This window comes from Cryobacterium sp. N19, assembly GCF_002929595.1.
Taxonomy (GTDB): domain Bacteria; phylum Actinomycetota; class Actinomycetes; order Actinomycetales; family Microbacteriaceae; genus Cryobacterium; species Cryobacterium flavum.
Genome location: NZ_PJJR01000049.1, coordinates 226,901 through 251,075, shown reverse-complemented (window position 1 = coordinate 251,075; position 24,175 = coordinate 226,901). Strand labels below are relative to the sequence as shown.

The following is a 24,175-nucleotide window of genomic DNA, read 5'->3' as shown; positions in this document are numbered from 1 at the left end:
GTCAGAGGAAACGCCGTGAGTTGGGCGAAATAAACGCCTCCCGTTGTAACGCCGGGCGATGACGCCAGAAAGCGGCCGGCTGAGCACCACTCCAGTTCCCACAAACACCAGAGCCCCGAACACAACACTCTGACATTTTAAAAGAGAACAGCCCGTGTGGTTCTTTGGCTGACCTGTTCCCAGGGGCTCAGCCCGCGGTTTACAGAAACCGATTCTAAGGTTTTACCCCAGATGAGAAGTGAATTAAATTATGTTAATCCTGCGATTCGCAGGCTGCGATCTGCCGCAAATCCTGAGTCTGATCTGACACGCTCAGACGGCGACGTCAACTTGGTGCCGCAGACAGTCAGGAATTCTTGCGATGACGATTCTTCCCACCCGCCGTCGCTTCGCAGCCATCATGACCTTCTTCTCCCCTTGCAGGTTGGGTACGCCCACGCGAAGCACAACACGTTGTTCATTTGCGTCATGTTGTGACATTCGAAGCAGCTTCTGCTCGACGAGCAGCAGCATAGCTGACGCCTTCCCGACGACGCCTTCTTCGTCAGCGGGGCGAGTCGGCACGTTTCATGAGCGTTACCCCACGACGGGCACTACCTACGCGGTCGTAGTTGAAATAACTTCTTTTCTGGCCACGATTGGTAAATTTCGCCGTCTGGGTACATTTCACGGATCCACCTTTCTGAGTGGACCTCACGCCGCTGCCCGATCGCATATCTGGAGTGTCCTTGCGTAAACTCAACAATTTTGATAACCGAAAACACCAACTTGGGTCAGAAAAATCAACGACCCCACTACCCAGCGTACATCCGCGCCCCAGCGACGGAAAGCTACTCCGAGGACGCCTGGGCATTGTCGCCACGATCATTTTCTGGGCGGTTTACGTCATCTACACAGTGGTGCGCGAGTTTCTCAACTCGGGCACGGCCGGTTTTCGTTTCACCACCGAGGCCCTCGCTTACGTAGTGATCGTGACCGTTCTCATGTTCTCGGCGCTCATGTATCTCATCTCACGCCAGGGTGCTCTGCAACGGTTTCGACATCACCAACGAGTGCCACGCAGCGTTCTCGACAACCATTTCACCGAAAACCACAGTGCACTGACCGTTCTCGTACCGTCGTATGCCGAGGAACCGTCGGTCATTCGTGCAACTCTCTGGTCGGCGGCACTTCAGGAGTACCCCACGATTCGACTCGTACTGCTCATTGACGATGAGCCCAATCCCGCCGACCCTGCAGTGCAGCGTCGGCTGGACGAGACACGCGGAATTGCCAGCGAGATCAATGACGCATTGGTGGAACCAAGTCGTCGTTTTGCCGACGCTCTGCTTCTGTACACACTCGAACTCAACGACTCGTCCGAGGTGACCGGCGACGCCGTCAGACGACTGTCCGCCCACTATCGATGGGCTGCACGCTGGCTCAAAACCCACACCAACGCAGACGATACCCGGGATCACGTGGAGAAGTTCTTCGTCGACGAGGTACTGGGCGGACTCGCTAGCGATTTTGGTCTCATCAGTTCGGCGCTCGACGCTGCCGCTTGGGAAGAGCTGGCGCCGACACCGAAACGCATGATGGAGCTTCATCGTCGTCTCGTCTGGACGTTCACGGCTACCGTCGATACCTTTGAGCGCAAGCAGTTTTCATCGCTCTCGCACGAGGCCAACAAAGCTATGAACCTCAACGCCTATATAGGCCTCATGGGCGGCTGTTATCAGCGCGAAGAAGGCCCAAACGGCAGTATTCTCTGGCCGGTACTCGACGCGCCCAAGTCCAACTTCATTGTGCCCGATGCTGTCTACCTGCTCACGCTCGATGCCGACTCAGTGCTACTACGCGATTACTGCCTGCGGCTTGTCTACTTTCTGGAACAATCAGAAAACTCACGCGTGGCCGTCACCCAAACGCCCTACTCATCATTTAGGGGCGCACCGACCCGACTCGAACGGTTGGCCGGCGCCACTACCGACATACAGCACATTTTGCACCAGGGAATGTCGCACTACGGAGCGGCCTTCTGGGTCGGGGCCAATGCCGTCATTCGCAAACGCGCCCTGGAAGACATCGTTGAAGTCGAAACAGTCGGCGGCTTTGAGGTACGACGCTACGTGCAGGACCGCACCGTCATTGAAGACACCGAATCGAGCATCGACCTCGGCGTGCACGGCTGGAGTCTGGTCAACTACCCGGAACGCCTCAGCTATAGTGCCACCCCCCCGGACTTCGGATCACTCATCGTGCAACGCCGGCGATGGGCCAACGGCGGTCTGCTCATCCTTCCAAAATTTCTCAAGCAGGTGCGTGCCCGGCATGGAACCGACAACCCGGTGACACTTCTGGAGCTGTGCCTTCGGCTGAACTACATCAGCTCGATCGCCTGGGCCAACGTCGGGCTGCTGTTCCTGCTCGTTTACCCCTATGACAGCCGCCTGCTCAGCCCAACCGTGCTGCTGGCATCGCTACCATATTTTCTGCTCATGGGCAGCGACCTGCGCTACAACGGCTACAAATTCTCAGACGTTCTGCGCATATACGGCCTCAACCTCATTCTCTTACCGGTGAACCTCGCCGGAGTACTCAAATCTCTGCACCAAGCGATCACCGGAAAGAAGATTCCTTTCGCGCGCACTCCGAAGGTCAAGAGCCGCACGTCAGCACCCCTCCTGTTCGTTGTCGCACCCTACGCGATCGTCGCGTTCTCCGCATTCACCGCGTGGCGCAATATCTCGTCTGAGAACTGGGGCAACGCTCTCTTCGCCGCCGTCAACACGGTGCTTGCTCTCGCCACCATTCTTACCACCATCGGAATCTGGAACTCAATCGTTGACGTCTGGCTCGGTCTTACCAACTGGCTGTGGATCGAGAAGAAACGCAATCGCGATTTCGTTCCAGCGCAGACGGCGCCGCCAAGCCCTTCGCTCAATTGGCGTTCCGTGCTCTATCACGGTGAAATAACTGACCACCCACAACTCACCACACCCGTGCCAAAAAGTAGCGAAGTAGTTCGCTGGTCCAACGAAAAGGACTTTCTCATGCCATCAACCAGTCGCGAACTGCACTCGCGCGTCGAAGAACTTTCATGACCGAGCAGAGTGTCGCCGCGCCCACCTACGTTCGACCGACCCGCCGGCTAGGATTCTGGCGAATGACATTGGCCACCTTCATCGTGCTCGGCCTCACCGCCGGCAGCCTCGCTGGCTGGCAGTGGTGGACGGCCACCCGCGCCGTCGCCTCCTACGATCCGTGGTTCGCCAGCTATGTCGACGTGACCGCGACCCCGAGCTACGCCTTCGAATCGCCAACCACAACCGCACGAAAAAACGTTGTACTCTCATTCATCGTCGCCGCCACGGATGACCCCTGCGAGCCGACCTGGGGAACGGCGTATTCACTGGACGAGGCATCCGCATCCCTCGATCTCGATCGTCGACTTGCACGCCTCAGCCAACTAGGGGGCCATGCCACGATCTCGTTCGGTGGCGCCATCAACGACGAGCTAGCCACCGGCTGCTCCAATACCGCCAAACTTGCCCAGGCATACACCACAGTTATTGACCGGTACCAGACGTCGAACATTGACCTCGACATTGAGAACACAGCCTTATCGGATTCGGCCGCCGGTGAACGACGCGCCGCCGCAATCAAGACAGTGCAGGATGAGCAGGCAGCTGCCGGCAAACCCCTGGTGGTCTGGCTGACCCTTCCCGTGGCTCCACACGGACTCACTGACGATGGCAAGCGGGCCGTCGAGCAACTTCTGGCCGCCGGGGTCGACCTCGCGGGTGTCAACGTCATGACCATGGAATATGGCGAAAGCAAGAAACTAACTGCGTCGATGGCGGATGCGTCGATCGACGCTCTTAACGCCACTCACGCTCAGCTCGCCGCACTGAACTCGGCCGCTGGCATCGCCATGACCGATGCCGATCTCTGGTCACGTATCGGTGCGACACCGATGATCGGACAGAATGGAACGGTTGACGAGGTCTTCGGACTAGCCGATGCGCGCACGCTGAATGCTTTCGCACAAGACAAGCAACTCGGCCGTATGTCGATGTGGTCGCTCAACCGGGATCGCGCCTGCAGCCCAAACTATGTAGACATTAAGCAGGTGTCTGACGCCTGCAGCGGCGTCGACCAGAACGACCAGAGTTTCTCCGACATTCTCGGCGCGAAGTTCACGGCCATTCCCGGAAGCGCCCCGCCCCTCACCGGAGCAGCAGACGCGGCGCTCAAGCCTCAGGCAACGACGGCGCCAGTGGCCATCATCAAAGACAACCCTCTGACCAGCCCGTATCCGATCTGGTCAGCCGACACGACATATGCCAAAAACACCAAGGTCGTGCGCAACAGCAACGTGTACGAGACCAAGTGGTGGAGCCTGGGCGATATCCCCGACAACGCCGCACTGCAAGCATTCGAAACTCCGTGGGAGCTCGTGGGCCCCGTGATGGCCACCGACACGCCGCAGGTGCAGATTCTTCTACCAGAGGGAAGCTACGCTAACTGGTCGCCGACCAAAATCTACGAGGCTACCGAGCGCGTGCTACTCGCAGGCGTGCCCTACCAGTCGAAATGGTGGAACCAAGCCGCCAGCCCGAGCGCCACAGCACTCAACGGCGAGACCGGTCCGTGGCGCCTGCTGACAGCGGCCGAGGTGACGGAAAAACTGGCGCAGCAATAAGAGCATCCGGCTCGACGAGAGCACTCTCACGCGCTTGAGCTGAAGCATCCCCTCGGAAACCGTCAAGGCGAATGAGGCCAGTGGGAGTTTAGGCAGCTGGTTCGAGCCCGGCATTCTCGGTGGGTTTATGGGCTGGTTTGTTGATCCATGCCGTCGCGGGAATGGACAGGATCTTTGGTGCGTGGCTGGTTGATGGTCGCTGTTCGGGCGGTGCTGATGGCGTTTCGGGCAGTCAGCAGCACGCTCAACGCGGCGTGGTCGCCGGTGTGTGCGCGGGACGCGATCACCCGTTCGACGGGCAAGGCGAGCGCTTGGCGGGCGGCGAGTTCAGCGTCGATCTGGTCGGTCTTGCCGACACGGCGAACACCGCGCTTGGGAGGTCGTGTTTCGGCGACGGCGATGCCTTCCCATGTCAACAGATCATTAAACTGGGCGCCATAGGACCCGGTGCCTTCCATCGCCACCAGCATGCGCCCAGGCGCATGGCGCAGCATCCAGGCGTGGGCGCGTTTGAGCCCGGCCGGGCTCGTCGGGAACGTGTCCCCAGCCTGCTTGGCGCCGTCGGAATCGAGCACCACTAATGCGTGCGTTTTGGCGTGCGTATCGACGCCGATGACATGGTCGAACACCTGTGAGACGATGGTCACCATAACTTCTTCATCATTGAAAATGCGGGTGCTATTACGTGCCGGTCTGGGATTCCTCCCGGAGAACGGTCAGAGGCTTAGTGAGTCAAACTCCTGCAAGCATCAAGACCAACCTGCCAGCCGATAACCATTACAGAGGTTAAGGAACATCCGGTCGAGCTTCAGGTCCGCGTTCTCTTTGCGCAGCCGAAGCAGTTCCCTCGACGAGCACATGTTCAGGATCGCTCATGATCCTTGTCCTTCCTCATAGATGAGGACAAGTATCAAATGGCCGGCTGGATTGCCCATGTTCGTGGCCATCACTCGCCGCTGATCTGGGCTTTCAGGCAAACATCGGCATAATCCGAACATCAGAACAATTCAAGAATGCGGTCTCCGCCCGCAACTCGTGAACTTCCCGCTCGAGTTCCTTCAAACGAGCTCGCTCCGACATTGTCAAATCAGTCTCTGTGACGCCGTTGGCCTCGCGGTACTCGTTGAGCCAGTTCCGGAGAGTCTCGGGGCCGACGCCGTACGCGGAAGAGACGGCCTTGATCGGTTTGGACGTGTCGATCACCTTGCGGCACAGCTCATCTGTGAACTCCTAAGTGAAACGCCTATGTCCTGCGGTCATGATGATCTCCACTTTCAGTGAACCCTCATTCTAAGAGGGCCCACTGTCCAAGATATCCGCGGCAGTTCCCACTAACCCAGCATGCGATAACTGCGTGGACAAATATTACTCACTTTTTCTTCTGCGCCGTACTCCCCGAACTGGGTTGTTCATACGGAAATTTGACCCGTCTTATTCTGCTAAATTTTTTTTTAGAAAACTAATTTGCTTACTTAGCAAAGTTTGTCACTCGGTTTTATACCAAGCGTGTCTTGTGATGAATATATGTGCGGCGCATCGGATACAGATCAAGTTTTTGGGTGAAACTTTTTGGCAGGTGCATGACGCTTATTTGTCTCGTTTTACATGGTGGGGAGAGGGCACAAGTCTGCGGCTCTGGTCGGTCCTGCGTGTGCCACATCTCGTCTGATCTTCTGACTCACGCGTTCCTCTTGTAGATACCGGGTGTTGTCGAGCCCTTCTTCGACATGCCTGTGCAACGAGATGCACCGGCTCGGCTTTACCTGTTGACCTGTCAGTGACGTGGCGAGGGACCCGCGGCGGTACCCGGGAGTGATCTCGTTGGGGAGTTGCGTAGGGACTCGTGTAGACGCCGCTCGGCAACATCTTCGACTTCACAAGGAGAACGTCTCGTGCGTACACAACCTCAAAATGACATAGCTGAGGTGAAAATGTTCGCCAAGCGCAGATCGGCGCTACGGCACACAGCCACGGAAGCCAACATCACCTCAACGACTATCCACCCCGCTCAGATCGAACCGGGATTTCACAAGAGCACAGTCTGGACCACCACCCGCGCTATTGCTAACGGGCTACCGTGTGCGAAACTCTCATGACGACGTATATTCCCGACCCTGAGGCTTTCTTCCGAGATATTAACGCTGGTATATGGAAAGATATCCGCCAGTTTTTCCCTGCCGATGAATGCCAAGCGGGCATGCTGTCGACACTCACTGGCGGTGAAGAATTACGGTCTGCGCATATTTTCACTGACGCGTCTGGTGTACCGTACTTTCGTGATGCTGGCAACTTGATGTTCAGCATTAACGACATTGAACGCGCAGAAAACGTGCTGGTCATCGCGTCCACCTACAACGAAGCATTATCAGACGTGGACGATGACACGCTGGGTGGCGCCGTGTTCACACACATGGCGTGGGTGTGTAACGGTGTTCATAGCTCACCGGTCAGTGTGGGGTTGCTGCGTCAATACCTCGGGAAGCTCATAGACGCCAGAAAAACTGCACGCCACATTACACACAGCTCCTTCGTAAAAGGATGGGAAATCACTGGCGAACCGGGCGGTCGTTGACAGGTACCACGATGGCGCATGATTTAGGTGTACAGCCGCGCAACACCCTCGCCGAAGACACGTCCGCCTAGCAATTACGAGACCTTTCAGTGCGTCTCATTCACCCCAACCTGCCCTGACATCGAGCAACACTCATTAATACGTTTCTTTATCCCGAACGGGGGGAGAATCGAAGAGATTCAACCTGCTTGATATTGCTATCCCTGTAATGGAAAATAAACGATCTAATTAGGTACTATCTCTGCGCGATATACACCATTCGCGACGTCTGACGACAATGCGAGCGGTACACCGAGAGCAGATGACGAGTCCCCGTCGGAATTCTTTGACTGCATATGGTGCTGCGCTTTATCGCCCTCACCTCCCTTAGCTTCGACGACGATTTTCGTCCCGTTCGCCTGCCCCGGTGTGTCCGTCATTGAGATGCGCAGTAAAGCGCCGGCCTCAATCATGCGCTGTGCTATGCGCCGGGGGCACAGGATCATTTTTTCCGCTTCACCTCATCATCAACCAATAAGTAGTTCCAAAATGCGCAAAATTACCAAGGTCAGCGGCGCCGTTGCCACCGCGGCTCTCCTCCTTGCGGTAGGTCTTTCGCCTGCGATGGCAGCAACCGAACCCGTGAACGCGACTATTGCCGGCGGCGCCCTGGTCGCGAGCACTCCGAGCCCCACCATGAGCAGTGTGTTGCTGGACGGAACCACCACGACCTCAACGGGGAGCACTGCTACAGACTGGAGCATCAGCGACCCCCGTGGAACCGGGGCGGCATTGAGCCGCACTGCCGCCGCCACCGCCTTCACCAGCGCGGCTGGCGCCGTGGACTCAGTAAACTACGCTGAGGATTGATCATCCAAAGTGCCACCGTGCAGGGCGACACCTCGGTCGTGGACGGCGAAACCGCCTTCCGGGTGGACGTCGTTCATCGCCAAGGGGTGCGCATTTACCTCACTGTTGCGGGCACCGCTGTCAAGTCCCTGGAGCCTGGCGACCTGAGCTGGGAACAAACCGGCGGGGCAATCACGTTCACGCTTCCCCTGCACAACACGGGAAATACCATCCTGCACCCCACCGCCACCCTTGACGCCAGCGGATGGCTTGGAGCGGACCGTGAAGTCAACTTTGACCAACCCGAAAGTGTACTGCCGGGGTCGAGGGTGGAGCTGAACGCCACACTCGAAGGAATACCTCCCATCCAGGTCGGAAGCGCAGTCGCAACTATCGTCTCAGAAGCCGGCACGGATCACGTTCGGACCCAGGTCGGCTATACCCCGTGGGCGATGATTGGTGTAGTCGTTCTCCTGATCGCCGCTGGCTGTTACGGCACTGTGCGCCTGGCCCGTTTTATTCGTCGCGCGCGACACGCGATCGCTGAAGTTGCCCAAACGGAATCGGACGCCCTGGCGGCAGAGGATGCGATACTGCCCAGTGGCCGCGTGAGACACCGCGGCACATAGTTCGTGTCGATGCCAGAGCCTTGCGGCAGGAGTCATAAGCCATCGCGAAACTACCGGTTGGGTCGGTATCCGCGGTCAGCCGGGACGACGCGAGATGCCGAACGGCTTCCTGCAGCATGAGGTCGGCCAAGGCGCGGTCGGCTCGCACTCTCTCGATGTGACCTCGAGCGATGAGATCGTCGACTCCGGCTCGGCCCTGGTGCCAGCGCGTAATCACGATGCCCGCAGATCGAGTTGTACAAGTGGCCGAGCCTGCACCTTTCTGATAAATCCGTCGTCAGCACGCTGCCATCGGTTCGGTGAGATCACGTTGATGCTCACCTCACGACCCAGCATTTTCGTCGCCTCGAGTGCTATCGGGTAAAACTGGCTTGTTTCCACGTCGCCGACAACAAGCAGGTCGATGTCGTTCGGATCGTTGCCCGGCTCGCCGTCCAGGCGAGCGGCCCACGAACCGTAAATGTAGGCAGCATCGATACCGGGCAGACCGCGCAGCAGATCGGGAATGAGGGCAGTCGGCCCATATCCGTAGGTGACTATCTGCTTCAGGGCTGCGTAGAGCGGATGCTCCTCGTTGACACGGATCATGCGGTTGCGTCCCACGCGGCGTTCGGTCAGATAACCACCCCGTACGAGACGATCGACATCTCTGAGGGCAGTGGGCAACGTGGCCTCAGCCAACCGCGCAAGCTCACTCACGGTGACCTCGCGCTGCGGGCGCGCGAAGAGCTGAGCCAATAGACGTCCTTGGGTGTCAGACCGCAGGATTGGGCTCAGCAGAGGGACAGACGGTTTCATAAAAGAAAGCATATGCAATCTTTATTGAAAGTCAACTGGGCGCCGCGTAATCTCGAATCACTCGTACCAACGAAGCCGTTCCGTATTGCGCGCCGGCGAGCGGCCGCTGCCGCGCCAGGTGCTGGCCAAGGGCAAGGACCTGCGCAGCGAGACCGTCAGGGTCCTCGACTTGCGCCCGAGCCTCGATTGCCTGGTGAATGTGCGGCCCGCTTCGGGAGAGCAGCGCAAGCCAGACATCTGCCACCGTGGGGCACAATGCCATCGAACCGGTGGCGCTGGTCACCGACCACCCGGCGGCGAGCGCCGCAATGCGGGGTGTGCCGGGCAGCCCGGCACAGACGGCGGTCACCGTCTGCGCCACCAACATCCGCTTTCTCAAGGTGTGTTCATCGCCCATCACCGCGTCGGGATGGACCGTCGTACCGCATGCTCCGCACACTCTGGGTTCCTAACTGACCGAGTGGCCCACGTTATTGCATCACATCGCCGGAATTTGGCCCCAGGGTCTGCCCCACGTACAGGTTTCCTCCCGGTTCGCTGGCCAGCAGCAGCGCTGTTGGGGCGACTTCGGCCGCGATGCCGAACCGCCCGAGGGGCAGTTCGGCCCGCTTGGCAAGCTTCCATTGCTCGGAGATGCCCTGCACGAGCGGGGTTTCGATTGGGCCGGGAGCAATGCTGTTGACAAGCACATTGTCGCCCGCGACCTCGAGCGCCAGCGATTTCGTGAAGGCAACGACCCCGGCCTTGGCAGCCGCGTAGTGGCTTAGGCCGTTACCACCCTTAATGGCGAGCTGGGAGGCGATGTTGATGATGCGGCCCCATTTCTGTTGGCGCATCTCCCCCACTACCTCCCGGCAGCACAGGAACACCCCGGTGAGGTCGACCGCGAGGGTCTCGTTCCACATCGCGAGGGTCATGTCTTGTATCGGTGACTCGGTGAGCAGGCCGGCGCTGTTGACCAGGATGTCGATGGTGCCCAGGCGTTCCCGTGCCAGCGCGAAGGCCGCCCGCACGCTGTCTTCCTGCGAGACGTCGACGCCGATTGCTAATTCGTGGGTGCCCGCGCGGTCGAGGACGACCACGCGGTCGCCGTTGGCGATGAATGCCTGGGCGATGGCCCGGCCGATTCCGCTGCTGCCGCCGGTCACGACGACTCCACGCCCGGTGTGATTCATTTTCAGGCCCTCATTTTCACGGTGAGTCCACCGTCGACGATCAGGGACTGTCCGGTGACATAACCGGCATCTGCTGAGGTGAGAAACGCGATGACGCTCGCCACCTCGGCCGGCGTGCCGACACGGCCCCACGGAATGTCCTTGCCGGCCTGGGCGAGACCGTCGGGGCCGAGCGAATTCACCGGGTCGAGTGACTGCGGGGTCTCAATGAGCCCGGGAATCACCGCATTGACGCGAATTCCCTGTGGTCCCAGTTCTACGGCGACACTACGGATCAGGCCGAGTACGCCGGCTTTCGCCGCTGCATAGTGCGCGTGGCCTTGCCACCCGTAGACGCCACCGGCGATGGACGAGGTCGCCACCATCGCACCGCCCTCGGTCATGCGATCGGCCGCAGCTCGCAGGGTGCGCAGCACGCCGGTGAGGTCGACGTCGAGCATGTCGGTCCAGCGGGCATCCGTCATCTCCGTGAGCGACGAATTGCGCAGGATGCCCGCATTCGCAACCGCATAATCGAGCCGCCCATACTCGTCGACGGCCCGCTGCGCGAAGGCATCAACGGATGCCGTACTGCGCACGTCGACCTCGTGCACGACTGCTTCACCGCCGGCGGCTTGCACCAGCCGCAGCGTTTCTTGCGGATCGTGCGGGTCTCCCGAGAAGGTCCCAATGATGCTGCGCACTCCCTGACCGGCGTAGTGCACTGCTAGCGCCCGACCGATTCCGCTCGCAGCTCCGGTGATGATGGCAACGCGGGGCTCAGGCACGCTGGGCTTTCAGCTCGTTTTCCGACTCGATGGCGAGCGGAGCTTCTGCCATGGGCTTGGCGGCGATCATGAGCACGCCCGAGATGAGGGTGCCGAGGGCGCCAACCCAGAGAGCGGCGGTTCCCGTGTTGGCTCCGGCAGCGACGGCGGTGAAGAGCGCGCCGCCGAGGACGATTCCGGGCTGGCTCATCGCGCCGATGAACGCCGTGCCGGTGGCGCGGCAGCTCACCGGGTAGCACTCCGCCATGAAGTACTGAATAGCCGCGTAGGGGCCAACGAGAAAGAAGAGGCCGGCGCCGAAGCTGGCGACGATGGTCACGGGGCTGTTAGCGAGGGGGCTCAACATGATGGTGAAGGCGACCGATGCGAGAATCCAGCCGCTGATGATGGTGCGCTTGCGGCCGATCTTGTCGCCGAGCCACCCGTGAAACACGTAGCCGAAGTAGGCCAGGGCGTTGATGACGATGAGCATCCAGAAGGCGTCGGAGAGTTCGACACCCTTGGCATTCTTGAGCACGGAGCTTCCCAAAATGCTGAAGATCATGATGCCCATGAAGTTGAAGATCCAGGCGAGCGAGAACACGATGGTGTTGCGGCGCAGGTGCGGCTGCCAGATGAGCTTGAGCGGCGCGGTCGAGGAGTGCTCGACGCCATACGACCCGGCGAGCAGGTGGGCCTCTTCGGTGCGCCCGGCCTTCTCGAGGCGGGTGAGTTCACTGTGCAGTTCGAACTGCGGAGTTTCTTTGAGCTTGCGGGCGATGGCCCACACGATGAGCGCGGCGGGGATGGTGGCCATCAGATATAGGGCGCGCCAGCCGAAGGTCGGAAGAAAGGCCAGGGCGAGCGCACTGGCGAGCAGAAAGCCGAGCGGCCAGCCGCCCTGAATGAAGGAGTAGCTCAGGCCAGGGCGCTTGCGCTTCTTCTCGTCTTCGGTGACCTGGTAGACCTCGTTCATGTAGGTCGCGTTGACGGCCTGCTCGGAGAACCCGAGACCGCCAAAGGATCGCACGATCACGAGCAAGCCACTGCTGAGGAAGGCCATTCCGGTGGGGATGATGGCGGTGAGACCGGAGACGATGGCCGTACCACCGACGGTGACCATCATGCCCTTGCGGCGTCCGAGGCGGTCGATGACCGGGCCGACGCCGAAGCACACGATCGCGGTGCCCACGGCGATCCAGGTGTTGATCGCGTAGGCTTCCGGCGCCGTCCACCCGAAGGATTCCTGCATGGCGGGAAGGAGAGTGCCGAACAGTCCGTAGTCGAAGACGGCAACGGTCCAGGCCAACAGCGCCAGAATCGTGGCGGTGCGGGTCTGCTTCACGGTGAAGGCGGGAAAACGACGTTTCTCATTGACGCTTGGCGCCGTGAGATCGAGGGTGGAGGATTTCAGTTTCATGCGGAGGGGACCTTTCGGGGGGAACGGGCGAGGAACGAATCTGCAATCTGGTCGAAGGTGTTCCAGCTGACGCCTTCGTAGGAGTTGAAATACTCGATCAGGCGCTCGAGCATGAGGAGCACTTGCGGTCGTCCGGAGACGTCGGGGTGGATGGTCATGGTGAAGACGGCCTGATCCATTTCGCGGTAGACCCAGTCGAACTGGTCTTTCCACATCTGCTCGATATCGCGCGGGTTCACGAAACCGTGCGAGTTCGGGGCGGCCTTGATGAACATCATCGGCGGCAAGTCATCGAGGTACCAGTTGGCGGGGATCTCGACGAGGTCGGTCTCGATGCCGCGCACGAGCGGCTCCATCCAGGTCTGGGCGTCCTTGGCGTAGTCGATCTTCTTCCAACTGTCACCAACGCGCACGTAGTACGGCTCGAAGTCCTTGTGCATGAGCGAGTGGTCATATTTAATTCCGCGTTCGAGCAGAATTTCATTGGTCACCGAGGAGAACTCCCACCACGGGGCGACATACCCCGTGGGCCGACGGCCCGATACGTTCTCGATGAGTTCAATGGAGCGGTCAAGGATGGCCGTTTCCTGCTCACGGGTCATGGCAATCGGGTTCTCGTGGGAGTACCCGTGCACACCAATCTCGTGGCCCGCAGAGACGATCATTCGGGTCAGCTCGGGAAACGTCTCGATTGAATGCCCCGGAACAAACCAGGTGGCGGGCAGGTCGTACTTGTCGAACAGGCGAATAAGCCTCGGCCCCCCGACCTCGCCGCTGAACATGCCGCGGGAAATATCGCACGGGGAGTCTTCACCGCCATAGGAGCCGAGCATTCCGGCGACGGCGTCGACGTCCACTCCAAATGCGATTTGAATATCCTTCTTCATGAATGTGCCTTTCGTGTGGAGTGAACGAACAGAGAATCGTAGGTTTTGTCTGGTGCTGGAGCGGCGCCGTGTACGGCGAAGGCTTGGGCAATGTCGTCGTGGTCGCGGCCGAGCAGCAGGAGCAGGCTCAGCAGAATCATCGACTGCGACGGCCGCAGGAGGCCAGACGGGATAGCCCCAGCCGCGACCAGGTCGCGCCCCCCGCCGGCACCATAAACCGGGATAACAGGGCCGGCGCTCACCCGTGTGCTCGTCACAACCACGGTTCCGTGAGCTGCGGCTTCGGCGACGGCGGAGCACAGGGCGGGGTTGGCATTGCCGCTGCCCGTCGCCTGCAGCACAATTCCGCCAGCCCCCGCAGCAACGGATGCCCGCAGCAAGACGCCGTCAGCCCCCGGGTAGGCAGAGATCACGTCGACTCGCAGGGCCTGGTCGCGCGGGAGGGCTGGGAGCGGAAGTGGCGGCATCCGCTCCTTCGAGCCGGTAATGACGACGTCACCGACGGCGGTCACGACACCCGCCGAGCCGAAATCGGGGTTGGTGAAGGCATCCAGGGCGAAGGTGTGCGCCTTACGCACGCCACGCGCCGCAAAGATTTCGCCGGCAAAGACGATGAGCGCTCCGAGGCCAGCCGCGTCGGGCGACCCGGCCACCGCTATTGCAGCGGCCAGATTGGCGGGACCGTCGGGATCGGCTGCGTCGGCGGATTTCTGGGCCCCGGTGAATACCACCGGGCTCAGATCGTCATGGGTGAGGTCGGCCAGATAGGCAGTCTCTTCCATGGTGTCGGTGCCGTGCGTGACGACGACGCCGCGCACGGTTGGATCGGCGAGGGCGATCTTGATCTGCGCGCAGATCGCGATCATGTCGTGGAGGGTCAGCAGGTACGACCCCTCACAGGCGACATCAATGACCCGAACCGGGTAGGCAAGCGGGGCGTCGAGGGCGTCGAGAATCTGCGATCCAGCGTCGGCGGCGACGGCCGCACCACCTTCGGCCGGGAAGGCTCGCGACGAGATCGTTCCCCCGGTCGCCAGCAGCACCACGTGGGTGCCGGCACGATCTGTCATGTTTTCTCCGAAAGTCGTTACCCAATCGATTGGGTTATTGGTGAAAGGAATATTTACCCAATGTTTCAGCCGACTGCACGCTTCGTTGCGGGTAAGTAACGTCTGCTACCCAATCGTTTGGGTAGCGAGGTGCTCAAACTATAGAATGGGATCAGCAGGCGCGTCAAGCTTCAGCTCGGGAATGGAAACTGGAGACAGCGATATGACAGACATCAGACCGGGGTCGGTCACCCTCAAAGACCTGGCCGCTGAACTCGGTCTGCATCCGTCGACCGTGTCTCGAATTCTGCACGGGGAATCCGACACGGCGCGGGGGGCTGCCGCTCCAGCTACGGCCCAGCGCGTGCGGGATTTGGCTAAGAAAGTCGGGTACTCGCCCGATCCCCAGGCCGCGAGCCTGCGCACCCGGCGCACTCATCTGCTCGGCGTGATCGTTCCGCGGCTCTCCGACCTCGTTCTGGCCGTTATGTATGAGGGAATCGAGGAAGCGGCAGACGACGCCAACTACTCCACCTTCGTCATGAACTCCCGCGACGATACGGCAATGCAGCGGCGCAAGGTGGAGGTGATGCTGTCGCGGCGGGTGGACGGCCTGATCATCGGCGACGCGCACCTCGATGGAAACATTCTCGACGAGCTCACCGCACGCCAGGTGCCCTTCGTGCTCATGAACCGTGCGATTGCCGGATTCACCTCGGCGACCTGCGACGACACCCTCGGCGGCGCACTGGTGGCCCAGCACCTGTGGGACCGAGGTCACCGAGTTGTCTCCGTCATCGCCGGTGAGAAATATGCCAGTACCGCGGTCGATCGAACCAGCGGTTTCGTCTCACGTTTTCGCGCTCTGGGCGGGGCGATTCCCGAGAGCGCGATTGTCTGGGCTCCCTTTGACACGATGGGCGGTCGGGCCGCGGCCGACACCATTCTGCGCAACACAAATCGTCGACCAAGTGCGATCTTTGCGGTCAATGACTTCGCCGCCATCGGTGCCATGGGCGCGGCGAACTCTCTCGGGCTGCTCGTGGGCCGGGATCTGGCGATTGTGGGATTCAATGACACGTCGCTGGCAGCGCAACTGCCCATCGCGCTGTCGTCGGTGCGGTCACCGATGCTCGACATTGGCCGGGAGGCAATGAAACTGCTCCTCGGCGTACTCAATGCCGACCGGGTAGAGTCGGTTCGACTCGCCCCCACCCTGTGTGTGCGCGCCAGCAGCGATTTTGCGCGGACTGCGACGTAGGGACGGCCGCTCGCATTCCTGGGCGCTGCACCGGTGCTGGCGGCTGGTCGGCATCCGCTGGGGCTGGTCGTTCTGGTCGGTAAACTGAGATCGGCTGGCAGCGACGCCTCGTGAGGGCAACGATCGGCTTTACCTGGGGGTTCAATGGTGTCTGCAGCAATTTCGAGCTCGCGAGTGGCCGGGGGCGCGATCGTCGCGACCCGACATCGGAGGGTCGCGTAGCGGCACCCGCGTGCCGCGCCCAGGTCGCCGCACGGCCGCTATTGCCCACCGGTATGCTCGGGGGATATGAGATCACGGTTTCCGCGCAAGGTCTTTGAGGTGGGCGACGAGCCCGATCCGCGCTTCAGCCTCGCCAACGAGCGCACCTTTCTGGCCTGGATTCGAACGTCCCTCGCGCTGCTGCTCGCCGGCGTTGCGCTGGAAGCGCTGGATGCTCCGATTCAGGCCAAGATTCGCCTCGCCTCCGCGCTCATCTTCATCGCCCTCGGTCTGGTGTCGATCGTGCACGCCTGGTGGTCGTGGGCCGCAACCGAGCGGTCCATGCGGCTGATGCAGCCGCTGCCCGGCCTTGCCGTCGGAGCCATCATCACCAGTGGCGCGGCCATCGCCATCGTCGGCATCATCGTCGGGAGCCTGCTGGTGTGAGCGGGATGCGAATTTTCGAGTCGGGGCTGCAGCCGGAGCGCACGCTTCTAGCGTGGCGACGCACCTGCCTCGTGCTCGCGCTGGGAGTCGCCGTCTCGATTCGATTCGGTGCCGTCACCGACCCGCTGCTGGCACTGCTTATTGGCGTGCCCGCTCTCGCGCTCGTCGGCGCTGCCTATGCGCTCACCTCGATTCGCTACCACCGGGCCACACGGGCCCTGGTGGACAACCCGACCGCGGCCATCAGCGGGGGCAAGGCCGTGGCCGCGGTGACGCTCACCGCCCTACTCATCGGGCTCGCTGCGCTCGTCTTCGTCGTCTCCCAGTCGGCGGTGCTGGCGGGCTGGGGCTAGATATCGACGAACTCGTGCGTCGCGCCTACTCGGATGCGGGGAGGACCGCCACCACGTCGATCTCGACCAGAATGTTGGCCAACTGGGAGCCGACCGTGGTGCGCACCGGGAACGGCGCGGTGAAGAATTCCTTGTAGGCCTCGTTGAACTCGGCGAAGTCCTCGTTGAGGCGCTGCAGGTGCGCGGTGACCTTGACGGAGTCGTCGAGGGTGAGTCCGCGCTCGGCGAGCACAGCGGAGATGTTGCGCAGCACCTGGCGGGTCTGCTCACCGACCGTGGCTGCCTTCTCGCCGGTCTCGGGGTTCTGCGGGCCAAAACCGGCACTGTAGAAGAACCCGTTGGCTACGATGCCCTGGCTGTAGGGGCCAGCCGGCTGGGGAGCGTTGGCGGTTCTGATGGCGATTTTCGTCATGGTGTTCCTTTCGTGGTGGGCGCGCGCCACGACAGCGGCGCGACACCCGTGATCATCCGAGCTCGCGAGAAATGAGCTCGGCAGTCTGTTGCATCAAGGGCAGGTGAGTTTTGAGTTGGGGCAGGTTTTGCACCATGCGGATAGCGGTCACCGACAAGGCACCGACGACACCCATCGACGAGTGGATGGGGACGGCAACGCAGTTGACGAAGTCCTCGAACTCCCGGTCGTCGGCCGCCCACCGCTGCTTCTTGACGATCTCGAGCTCGCGGTCGAGCGCGTCTCGAGAGGTGATGGTGTGCTCGGTGAATTTCTCCCAGGTCGACCCGGCCAGCACCGCGTTGCGGCCGCCCTCGTCGAGATCGGCCAGGATGGCCTTGCCGACGCCGCTGCAGTAGGGCAGCACGGCTTTGCCGATGCGCGAGTACATGCGCACACCGTTGGGGTCTTCGACCTTGTCGACGTAGACGATGCTGCTCTCCATGAGCGCGGCCAGGTGCACGGTATTGCCGACCACCTTGTGCAGGCGACGGATATGGTCGTGCGCTGCCTCTCTCAGGTCGAGGTTGTCGAAGGCCAGTTTGGAGAGCGAGATGAGGTGCAGGCCCAGGGTGTACTGGCCCGACTTGCGTCGGTGCACGTAGCCCACCTCTTCGAGTGATTGCAGCTCGCGGAACATGGTGGAGCGGTGCAGCTCGAACATTTGCGACAGTTCCACGACCGTCTTCGGCCCCTCCGCGATGGAGTCGATGATGAGCGCGGCGCGACGAACGCTTTTCGACATGTGACTACTTTCTCGTCTGAGGACCGAACCGGTTGATGCAAATACTGCAACACTGCGACGTTATCGCCCTATCGGGACCCGTCGTAATCCCCGCCCGGCCAATTCGGAGGTGAGCTGGCCGTCGCGCAGCACCGGCCGGCCGGCGACGAAGACATCGTCGATGCCGGTGGCCAGCGCGAACGGCGCTTCGTAGGTGGCATGATCGGCCACCGCGGCCCCGTCGACGACAATGATGTCGGCGATCTGCCCGGGTGCCAACCGCCCGCGCTCACCGAGTTCGAAGGTGTCGACCGGCCGGGTGGCGAGGTGCGCCACGGCCGCGGTCCAGGTGTAGAAGCCGTGTTCCCACACGAATTCGCGCAGGTAGCGGGCGAAGGTTCCGTGGGCCCGCGGATGCGGGTGCGCACCCACAAAGATGCCGTCCGACCCGCCGACGTGCCGCTCGTGCGAGAGGATGCGACCCAGCTCCTCGACCGGACGGGCGTAGCGCACAGCCATGATGGCGTTCACTTCAAGCCGCGAGGCCAGGAGCAGGTCGAGCGCGAAGTCGATCGTGTCGACGCCTGCCCGCGCGGCTCCCTCAGCGATCGTGAGGCCGTGCGCCCAGGCGTATTCGGGCGCCCGGATGTGGCCGAGGGTAATCATGGTGGGCCAGTCCGGCCCGAGACTCGGCTTCTGGTCGATCTGCGGGAACCACTCCCGGCGGAGCGCCTCGCGCGCTTCGGGCCGGGCCAGCTCGAGCAGAATCTCGTGCACCGGGCGAATCGCCAATTCCGGCGGCAACAGCGGCATGGCCAGCAGCGTGCATCCGCGGGTATAGGGGTACGCGTCAAAAGTGGTGTCGATGCCGGCGCCCCGCAACCGATCCAGCAGGGGAAGGAGCGTGTCGGCTTCGGCGTGAAAGTGCGAGATGTGGGTGCGCACCCCCGAGTGCCGGCTAATCGCGGCGATCTCGTCGACTCCGGCGGCCGAATTGGCCTCATAGCCGCCGCGCATATGGGTGACATACACCGCGCCGACGGCCGCGACCGGCTCGCACAGGGCAGCCAGTTCGGCGGTGTCCGAGTAGATCCCCGGCACGTAGTCGAGCCCGCTCGACAGGCCGATAGCGCCGTCACGCAGCCCCTCGGTGACGAGGTCGCGCATGCGGCCCAGCTGCTCCGGGGTGGCGGGCTCGGTACTGCGCGCCATCACCTCGTGCCGCACGGTTCCTGCCGGCACGAGGTAGGCCACGTTCAGCCGGGTGGTGTGATCGTAGGTGGCGAGCAGGTGGGCAACGCGCGGGCCCCGATAGGTCGGGTGCTCGCCGTTAATCGCGGCGAAGTACTCCGACGCGTAGGCGCCGTCTCCGGGCGCGTAGGAGATGCCGTCCTGGCCGCCGATGATGGTCGTCACGCCCTGGCGCAGCAGCGCGAGCTGCACCGCTGGATCGAAGACCTTGCCGTCGCCGTGCGAGTGAGCGTCGACGAAACCGGGCAGCACGAGCCGGCCGGTGCAGTCCACATCTATGTCTCCGGGCTCGGCCGGGACCTCGCCGACGGCTTCGATGCGGTCGCCGCGCATCGCGAGGTCGCCGCGGTACGGCTCCGTCGCGCTGCCGTCGACGATCGTGCCGTTACGCAGCACCAGTCGGGTCATGTCAGGGCTCCAGTCGTTTGCCGGTCTCGGGGTCAAACAGGTGAACGGCGTCGCTGGCGAAGGTGATGCGGCATCCGCTATTGGTCGTGAACTGCTCTTCACCGGCGATGCGGGCGTAGTGCAGGCCGCGGCTGGCACCGACCCCCACGTCGACGGTGCTACCGACCGGCCCGGTCTTGACGCCCACGATGGTTTCGGCACCGAGGTGTTCCACCACAAGGGTGTGCGCCTCGATCGAGAGCAGGTCGCCGCTTGGCGAATCGAGCCCGATCTTCTCGGCCCGCACCCCCAGCGACACCGTCTGCAACCCCAGCGCCACAACGGATGCCGCCCAGCCGGCGGAATTTAGCACCGGCACATCGCCGACATAGAGCAGTCCGTCGCGCACCGTCGCCGCGAAGATGTTCATCGGCGGGGAGCCGATGAACCGGGCGACGAATTCGTTGGCGGGAGCGCTGTAGATCTCGGCGGGGGTGCCGTATTGCTGCACGACGCCCTCGTTCATGACGATGATACGGGTGCCCATGGTCATCGCCTCGACCTGGTCGTGGGTGACGTAGACGAAGGTTTTCTGCACGCGCGCGTGCAGGGCCGAAATTTCGGCGCGCATCTGCATGCGCAGTTTGGCGTCGAGGTTCGACAGTGGTTCGTCGAACAGGTAGATCGCGGGTTCGCGAATGATCGAGCGGGCAACGGCCACCCGCTGACGCTGGCCGCCGGAGAGTGCTTTCGGGCGGCGTTCGAGGTAGTCGGTGAGTTCGAGCATCTCGGCGGTGCGCTCGATCTTGGCCTTGATGTCGGGGCGCTTCAGTAGCCGTGACCGCATCAACGCGCCCCAGAACGGCAGGTGGTGCCACCAGCGAAAGTTGTCCATGATGAGCGGAAATGCGATGTTTGCCCGCACGGTCATGTGCGGGTACAGCGCGTAAGACTGGAACACGAACGCGATATTGCGCTGCTTCGGGGTGAGGGCGTTCACAACGTCGTCGCCGAATTTCAGGGTGCCGGAGCTGATGTCGGTGAGCCCGGCGACCATGCGCAGCATGGTGGATTTGCCGCAGCCCGACGGGCCGAGCAGAACCAGGAATTCCTTGTCGTCGACCGTGGCGCTGAAGTCGCTGATGACGGTGTTGGCGCCATAGCTCTTGGACAGGGCGTCAAATGTGAGCGATGCCATCGGGGTCAGCCTTTCACAGAGCCGGCGGTGAGACCGGCGACGATCTTGCGTTGCATTAGAAGGAAAAAGATGGCTGCGGGAATCGTGAAGACGATCGCCCCGCTGAAGACCATGTCGAGCGGCGTGGTGAATTCGCCGATGAAGGAGGCGAGCCCGGTGGAGGCGACCCAATTCGCGGTGTCGTGAATGAAGGTGGTCGCGAACAGGTATTCATTCCAGCCGTCGAAGAAGGTGATGACGGCTGCCGCCGCGAGGGAGGGCGCAATCAGCGGGATGAACATGACCTGCAGAATCGTGAGGGCGTTGCAGCCGTCGACCCGCGCAGATTCTTCGATCTCGTAGGGCACCGTGTCCATCGCCGATTTCAGCAGGAACACCGCGACCGGCATGGCGAAGGCCGTGTTCACGAGCACGAGCCCGTAGAGCTCGTTGAGCAGCCCGAGGGTCATGAACATGGAATAGAGGGGAACGATGAGCAGGGCTTCGGGCAACATCTGGGTGGCGAAGAAGCCGAAGGTCATCAGGCCCTTGCCGACGAACTTGTAGCGGGAGAGCGCGTAGGCGGCCAGGCAGGCCAGCAGCAGACTCAGCAGTGTGGTTCCCCCGGCCACCAGGGCGGAGTTGCCGAGCCAGCGCAAAAAGGGCGAGTCGCTCACGAGCACCTGGAAGATGTTCAGCGTGCGGCTGAAGTCGGGGATTATGCGCTGGTTGTTGGAGTAGAGATCGCCGACCGGCGTCATGGCCGTGTTGATCATCCAGAACACGGGGAAGCCCGCGAGGATGACGAGCACGAGGGCGAGCAGACTGCGCACCCCGATGCTGAGATTGCGCCTGCCGATCATGATTCGATCCCGTTCGCTTTGGTCGCGCGTTGTTCGACGAAGAAGTAGACGACGGTGACGATGAGCGAGAGCAGCAGCCCCAGCACGCCGGCCGCCGCGGCCAGTCCCAGGTTTCCGTTATTGAAGGCCTGGCGGTACACGTTAATGACGATCGTCGTCGTCGCGTCGACCGGGCCTCCTCCGGTGAGCAGCCAGATGATCTCAAAGCGACGGAACGACCAGATCGTCATGAGCAGGGCGACGACGCGCATGGTGGGCGCAATCTGCGGCAGGACGATCTGTTTGAAGGTGGTGAAGGCATCCGCCCCGTCGACCCGGGTGGCTTCGTAGAGTTCCTCGGGAACGGACTGCAGGGCAGCGAGCACGATGAGCATGACGAAGGGTGCGAGCTTCCAGACCGTGGCGATGACCACGGCCAGCATGCCGTAATTGGGGTCGATGAGCCAGCCGACCTGACCGAGGCCGAGCCCCTGGGTGACGTCGCCGGCGATGCCGTTGGTGTCGTTGTAAATCCAGCGAAAGACCAGTGCGAGGGCAACGGTCGGCACAGCCCAGGGCAGCACCATGATGGTGCGGGCGATCGCGCGGCCGGGCAGAAACCCATTGATGACGAGCGCAGAGGCCGTGCCGAGAACGAGGCAGCCGATCACGGTCGCCGCCGTGTAGATGAGCGTCGTGTAGACGCTCTTCATGAAGGCACCGCTCGTGATGAGAGCGGTGTAGTTGTCGAAGCCCACGTAAGAACCGGCCGAGGGGTTGAGCAGTTTGCTGTTCGTGAAGCTGAGGTTCACCCCGGTCAGCAGCGGGAACGCCGTGAAGAAGAGCAGGTAGAGCACGGCGAGGCCGATGAAGATGTAGGGCGCCGAGCGCACGCGTTTCTTGGTACGAGCGGGCCGCGCCTGGGGCATTACGGAGACCATGCGACTCCTCGAAAAGTCGGGTGGAGAGCGACCCTGCTCGGGTGCGGCGGCTAAAAGCCACCACACCCGAGCAGGCTGTTTTACTGGGTAAGTGCTTCAGCCTGTTTCTGGGCTTCGGCGAGCGCTTCTTCAGCGGAGATGCCCTCGGTGAGCACGCGTTCGATCTGCGTGAGCACGATCGTGCGAATGGCCGCGGTGTCGGCCTCGAATCCGGCGATGATGACGCTGCTGGCGTCGTTGACCTGCTCGTGGAACGCGGCAACCCAGGGGTTGGCGCCCAGCAGTTCCTCGGAGGCGGCAATCTCGGTGGCGATGGCCGACGGGAAGAGCGTATCGGCGAGGCCCTGCTGGGCGTCGTCGGTGAGCATCCACTTGATAAAGTCTTTGGCCGCTTCCTTGTTCTTGGAGTTGGCGTTGACACCGATGGAGAAGCCGGCGTAGGCCGAGCCGCCCTCGGGGAAGGGCAGCACGGCGGAACCGATCTTGTCGGCCGGAACCGCGTCGCCGACCAGGGTCATGACGGCCGAGGAGTTGTCGATGGCCATTCCCAGTTCGCCGGCTGCGAAAGCCGAGCGGTAGGTGGAGGCGTCCTGGCCCTTGCCGAAGCCCGAGGAGTCGTAGACCGACTTGAAGGCCTCGACCGCTTCGATGTTCTCGTCGGAGTCGATGGTGAGCTTCTCACCGTCTGACCACTCGCCGCCGTAGCCGAATTCCCAGTTGGACTGGTCGGTCCACCACGGGGTTTCCTCGTTCATCTGGTGGCGAACCGAGAAGCCGGTCTTGCCGGTGGTTTCGGTGATTGTGGCCGCAGCGTTGATCAGTTCGTCGACGGTGGTGGGCGCTTCGACACCGGCAGCGGCGAGGATGTCGGTGTTCCAGAACAGGGAGTAGGGAACGACCTCCCAGACCAGGCCGAGCTGGCTGCCATCGACGACGTAGTTGTCGTTGATGTTGCGCAACTCGGTTGCTTCGCTGACGACATCGTCGAGCGGTTCGAGCAGGCCGGCATCGGCCAGCTGGGGAAAGTAGGCGTCGGGGATGACGAACACGTCGGGGCCGGCGCCGGCGCCGAACTGCGTGCTCAGAGTCTTCTCGTAGTCGGCGCGAGCGATCTCGACCTTTTCGAGCGTCACATCGGGGTTGTCGGCCGTGTAGCCGTTGATCGTGTCGAACAGTGCGTCACCGCGGGTGGGCTCCAGAAACTGCCAGGTGGCCACGGATAACGTGCCAGCGGCCGCGGCAGTGTTGGCGGCTTCATCGCCACCGCCTGCACAGCCCGAGAGTGCGAGTGCGGCGACCGCTATGACGGCGACCGGGACTGTCTTAAGAACTTTCACGTTTCCTCCTAG

General features: G+C 62.0%; 24 protein-coding genes and 1 pseudogene. 8 read left to right on the top strand and 17 right to left on the bottom strand.

Translation table 11 applies throughout. The features are described from left to right. Positions 1–312 precede the first annotated feature (312 nt). Positions 313–513, bottom strand: coding sequence for a hypothetical protein (locus tag CXY78_RS09110; RefSeq protein ID WP_104089073.1), 201 nt, complete (start codon positions 511–513; stop codon positions 313–315). 386 nt (positions 514–899) lie between these two features. On the opposite strand from CXY78_RS09110, the gene CXY78_RS09105 reads away from it, so the two are divergent. Next, positions 900–3,086: a glycosyltransferase family 2 protein gene (locus CXY78_RS09105; protein ID WP_369827289.1), complete on the top strand. Its 2,187-nt coding sequence runs from the start codon at positions 900–902 to the stop codon at positions 3,084–3,086. After that, complete coding sequence (locus CXY78_RS09100) at positions 3,083–4,687, top strand: glycosyl hydrolase family 18 (protein WP_104089071.1); 1,605 nt, start codon at positions 3,083–3,085, stop codon at positions 4,685–4,687. Before CXY78_RS09105 ends, CXY78_RS09100 begins: the two co-directional genes overlap by 4 nt. Before the next feature lie 125 nt (positions 4,688–4,812). On the opposite strand, the gene CXY78_RS09095 is transcribed toward CXY78_RS09100, so the two are convergent. Both CXY78_RS09095 and CXY78_RS09090 read right to left on the bottom strand, forming a co-directional pair. Beyond that, entirely contained in the window at positions 4,813–5,337 is a 525-nt protein-coding gene (locus CXY78_RS09095; RefSeq protein WP_104089070.1) for a transposase, read from the bottom strand. A 349-nt stretch (positions 5,338–5,686) separates the two neighbouring features. Continuing rightward, positions 5,687–5,902, bottom strand: a pseudogene (locus CXY78_RS09090) (transposase); the annotation flags it as partial. 877 nt (positions 5,903–6,779) lie between these two features. Between CXY78_RS09090 and CXY78_RS09085 the strand changes: the two are divergent. The 3 genes from CXY78_RS09085 to CXY78_RS09075 all read left to right on the top strand — a co-directional run bounded on the left by CXY78_RS09085 (position 6,780) and on the right by CXY78_RS09075 (position 8,716). Continuing rightward, positions 6,780–7,259, top strand: coding sequence for a hypothetical protein (locus CXY78_RS09085; protein ID WP_104089067.1), 480 nt, complete (start codon positions 6,780–6,782; stop codon positions 7,257–7,259). A gap of 528 nt (positions 7,260–7,787) precedes the next feature. Next, positions 7,788–8,108 carry a hypothetical protein gene (locus CXY78_RS09080; RefSeq protein ID WP_104130450.1) on the top strand — a complete coding sequence of 107 codons (321 nt, stop codon included), beginning with the start codon at positions 7,788–7,790 and terminating at the stop codon, positions 8,106–8,108. Beyond that, the gene (locus CXY78_RS09075; protein WP_104089064.1) at positions 8,105–8,716 is read left to right on the top strand and encodes a DUF916 domain-containing protein; all 612 of its coding nucleotides are present in this window, start codon (positions 8,105–8,107) and stop codon (positions 8,714–8,716) included. Before CXY78_RS09080 ends, CXY78_RS09075 begins: the two co-directional genes overlap by 4 nt. A gap of 213 nt (positions 8,717–8,929) precedes the next feature. Here CXY78_RS09075 and CXY78_RS09070 read toward each other — a convergent pair whose 3' ends face one another. From CXY78_RS09070 to CXY78_RS09040, 7 genes are all read right to left on the bottom strand, one after another. Further along, positions 8,930–9,526 carry an ArsR family transcriptional regulator gene (locus CXY78_RS09070; RefSeq protein WP_140425557.1) on the bottom strand — a complete coding sequence of 199 codons (597 nt, stop codon included), beginning with the start codon at positions 9,524–9,526 and terminating at the stop codon, positions 8,930–8,932. A 19-nt stretch (positions 9,527–9,545) separates the two neighbouring features. Next, the gene (locus CXY78_RS21020; RefSeq protein WP_140425558.1) at positions 9,546–9,914 is read right to left on the bottom strand and encodes a hypothetical protein; all 369 of its coding nucleotides are present in this window, start codon (positions 9,912–9,914) and stop codon (positions 9,546–9,548) included. A 70-nt stretch (positions 9,915–9,984) separates the two neighbouring features. Beyond that, on the bottom strand, positions 9,985–10,689 hold the full coding sequence (locus CXY78_RS09060; protein WP_104089059.1) for an SDR family NAD(P)-dependent oxidoreductase: 705 nt from the start codon (positions 10,687–10,689) through the stop codon (positions 9,985–9,987). A gap of 2 nt (positions 10,690–10,691) precedes the next feature. Beyond that, positions 10,692–11,456, bottom strand: a complete 765-nt coding sequence (locus tag CXY78_RS09055; RefSeq protein ID WP_104089058.1) for an SDR family NAD(P)-dependent oxidoreductase — start codon at positions 11,454–11,456, stop codon at positions 10,692–10,694. Continuing rightward, the gene (locus CXY78_RS09050; protein WP_104089056.1) at positions 11,449–12,855 is read right to left on the bottom strand and encodes an MFS transporter; all 1,407 of its coding nucleotides are present in this window, start codon (positions 12,853–12,855) and stop codon (positions 11,449–11,451) included. Before CXY78_RS09050 ends, CXY78_RS09055 begins: the two co-directional genes overlap by 8 nt. After that, positions 12,852–13,742: a polysaccharide deacetylase gene (locus tag CXY78_RS09045; protein ID WP_104089055.1), complete on the bottom strand. Its 891-nt coding sequence runs from the start codon at positions 13,740–13,742 to the stop codon at positions 12,852–12,854. The genes CXY78_RS09050 and CXY78_RS09045 overlap by 4 nt, the downstream gene beginning before the upstream one ends. Further along, positions 13,739–14,812: an asparaginase gene (locus tag CXY78_RS09040; protein WP_233206137.1), complete on the bottom strand. Its 1,074-nt coding sequence runs from the start codon at positions 14,810–14,812 to the stop codon at positions 13,739–13,741. Before CXY78_RS09040 ends, CXY78_RS09045 begins: the two co-directional genes overlap by 4 nt. Before the next feature lie 202 nt (positions 14,813–15,014). Here CXY78_RS09040 and CXY78_RS09035 point away from each other — a divergent pair, with 202 nt between their 5' ends. The 3 genes from CXY78_RS09035 (at position 15,015) to CXY78_RS09025 (ending at position 17,053) form a co-directional block, all read left to right on the top strand. Further along, positions 15,015–16,052 carry a LacI family DNA-binding transcriptional regulator gene (locus CXY78_RS09035; protein WP_104089203.1) on the top strand — a complete coding sequence of 346 codons (1,038 nt, stop codon included), beginning with the start codon at positions 15,015–15,017 and terminating at the stop codon, positions 16,050–16,052. Between the two features lie 288 nt (positions 16,053–16,340). After that, on the top strand, positions 16,341–16,700 hold the full coding sequence (locus tag CXY78_RS09030) for a YidH family protein (RefSeq protein ID WP_104089053.1): 360 nt from the start codon (positions 16,341–16,343) through the stop codon (positions 16,698–16,700). A gap of 5 nt (positions 16,701–16,705) precedes the next feature. Further along, positions 16,706–17,053, top strand: coding sequence for a DUF202 domain-containing protein (locus tag CXY78_RS09025; protein WP_104089052.1), 348 nt, complete (start codon positions 16,706–16,708; stop codon positions 17,051–17,053). Between the two features lie 25 nt (positions 17,054–17,078). Here the strand turns inward: CXY78_RS09025 and CXY78_RS09020 are convergent, their stop codons facing one another. From CXY78_RS09020 to CXY78_RS08990, 7 genes are all read right to left on the bottom strand, one after another. After that, on the bottom strand, positions 17,079–17,465 hold the full coding sequence (locus tag CXY78_RS09020; protein ID WP_104089050.1) for a RidA family protein: 387 nt from the start codon (positions 17,463–17,465) through the stop codon (positions 17,079–17,081). A 52-nt stretch (positions 17,466–17,517) separates the two neighbouring features. Continuing rightward, positions 17,518–18,249, bottom strand: a complete 732-nt coding sequence (locus tag CXY78_RS09015) for an IclR family transcriptional regulator (RefSeq protein ID WP_092340275.1) — start codon at positions 18,247–18,249, stop codon at positions 17,518–17,520. A gap of 60 nt (positions 18,250–18,309) precedes the next feature. Then, a complete protein-coding gene (locus CXY78_RS09010) occupies positions 18,310–19,887 on the bottom strand; it encodes an amidohydrolase family protein (RefSeq protein ID WP_104089048.1) in 1,578 nt (525 codons plus the stop codon). Between the two features lies 1 nt (position 19,888). Further along, positions 19,889–21,064 (bottom strand): ABC transporter ATP-binding protein, encoded by a 1,176-nt coding sequence (locus CXY78_RS09005; protein ID WP_092340277.1) that lies wholly within the window; start codon positions 21,062–21,064, stop codon positions 19,889–19,891. 5 nt (positions 21,065–21,069) lie between these two features. Further along, positions 21,070–21,906 carry a carbohydrate ABC transporter permease gene (locus tag CXY78_RS09000; RefSeq protein WP_092340278.1) on the bottom strand — a complete coding sequence of 279 codons (837 nt, stop codon included), beginning with the start codon at positions 21,904–21,906 and terminating at the stop codon, positions 21,070–21,072. Continuing rightward, on the bottom strand, positions 21,903–22,826 hold the full coding sequence (locus tag CXY78_RS08995) for a carbohydrate ABC transporter permease (RefSeq protein WP_104089047.1): 924 nt from the start codon (positions 22,824–22,826) through the stop codon (positions 21,903–21,905). The genes CXY78_RS09000 and CXY78_RS08995 overlap by 4 nt, the downstream gene beginning before the upstream one ends. 80 nt (positions 22,827–22,906) lie before the next feature. Then, positions 22,907–24,163, bottom strand: coding sequence for an ABC transporter substrate-binding protein (locus CXY78_RS08990; RefSeq protein WP_158253296.1), 1,257 nt, complete (start codon positions 24,161–24,163; stop codon positions 22,907–22,909). Between the last annotated feature and the right edge of the window lie 12 nt (positions 24,164–24,175).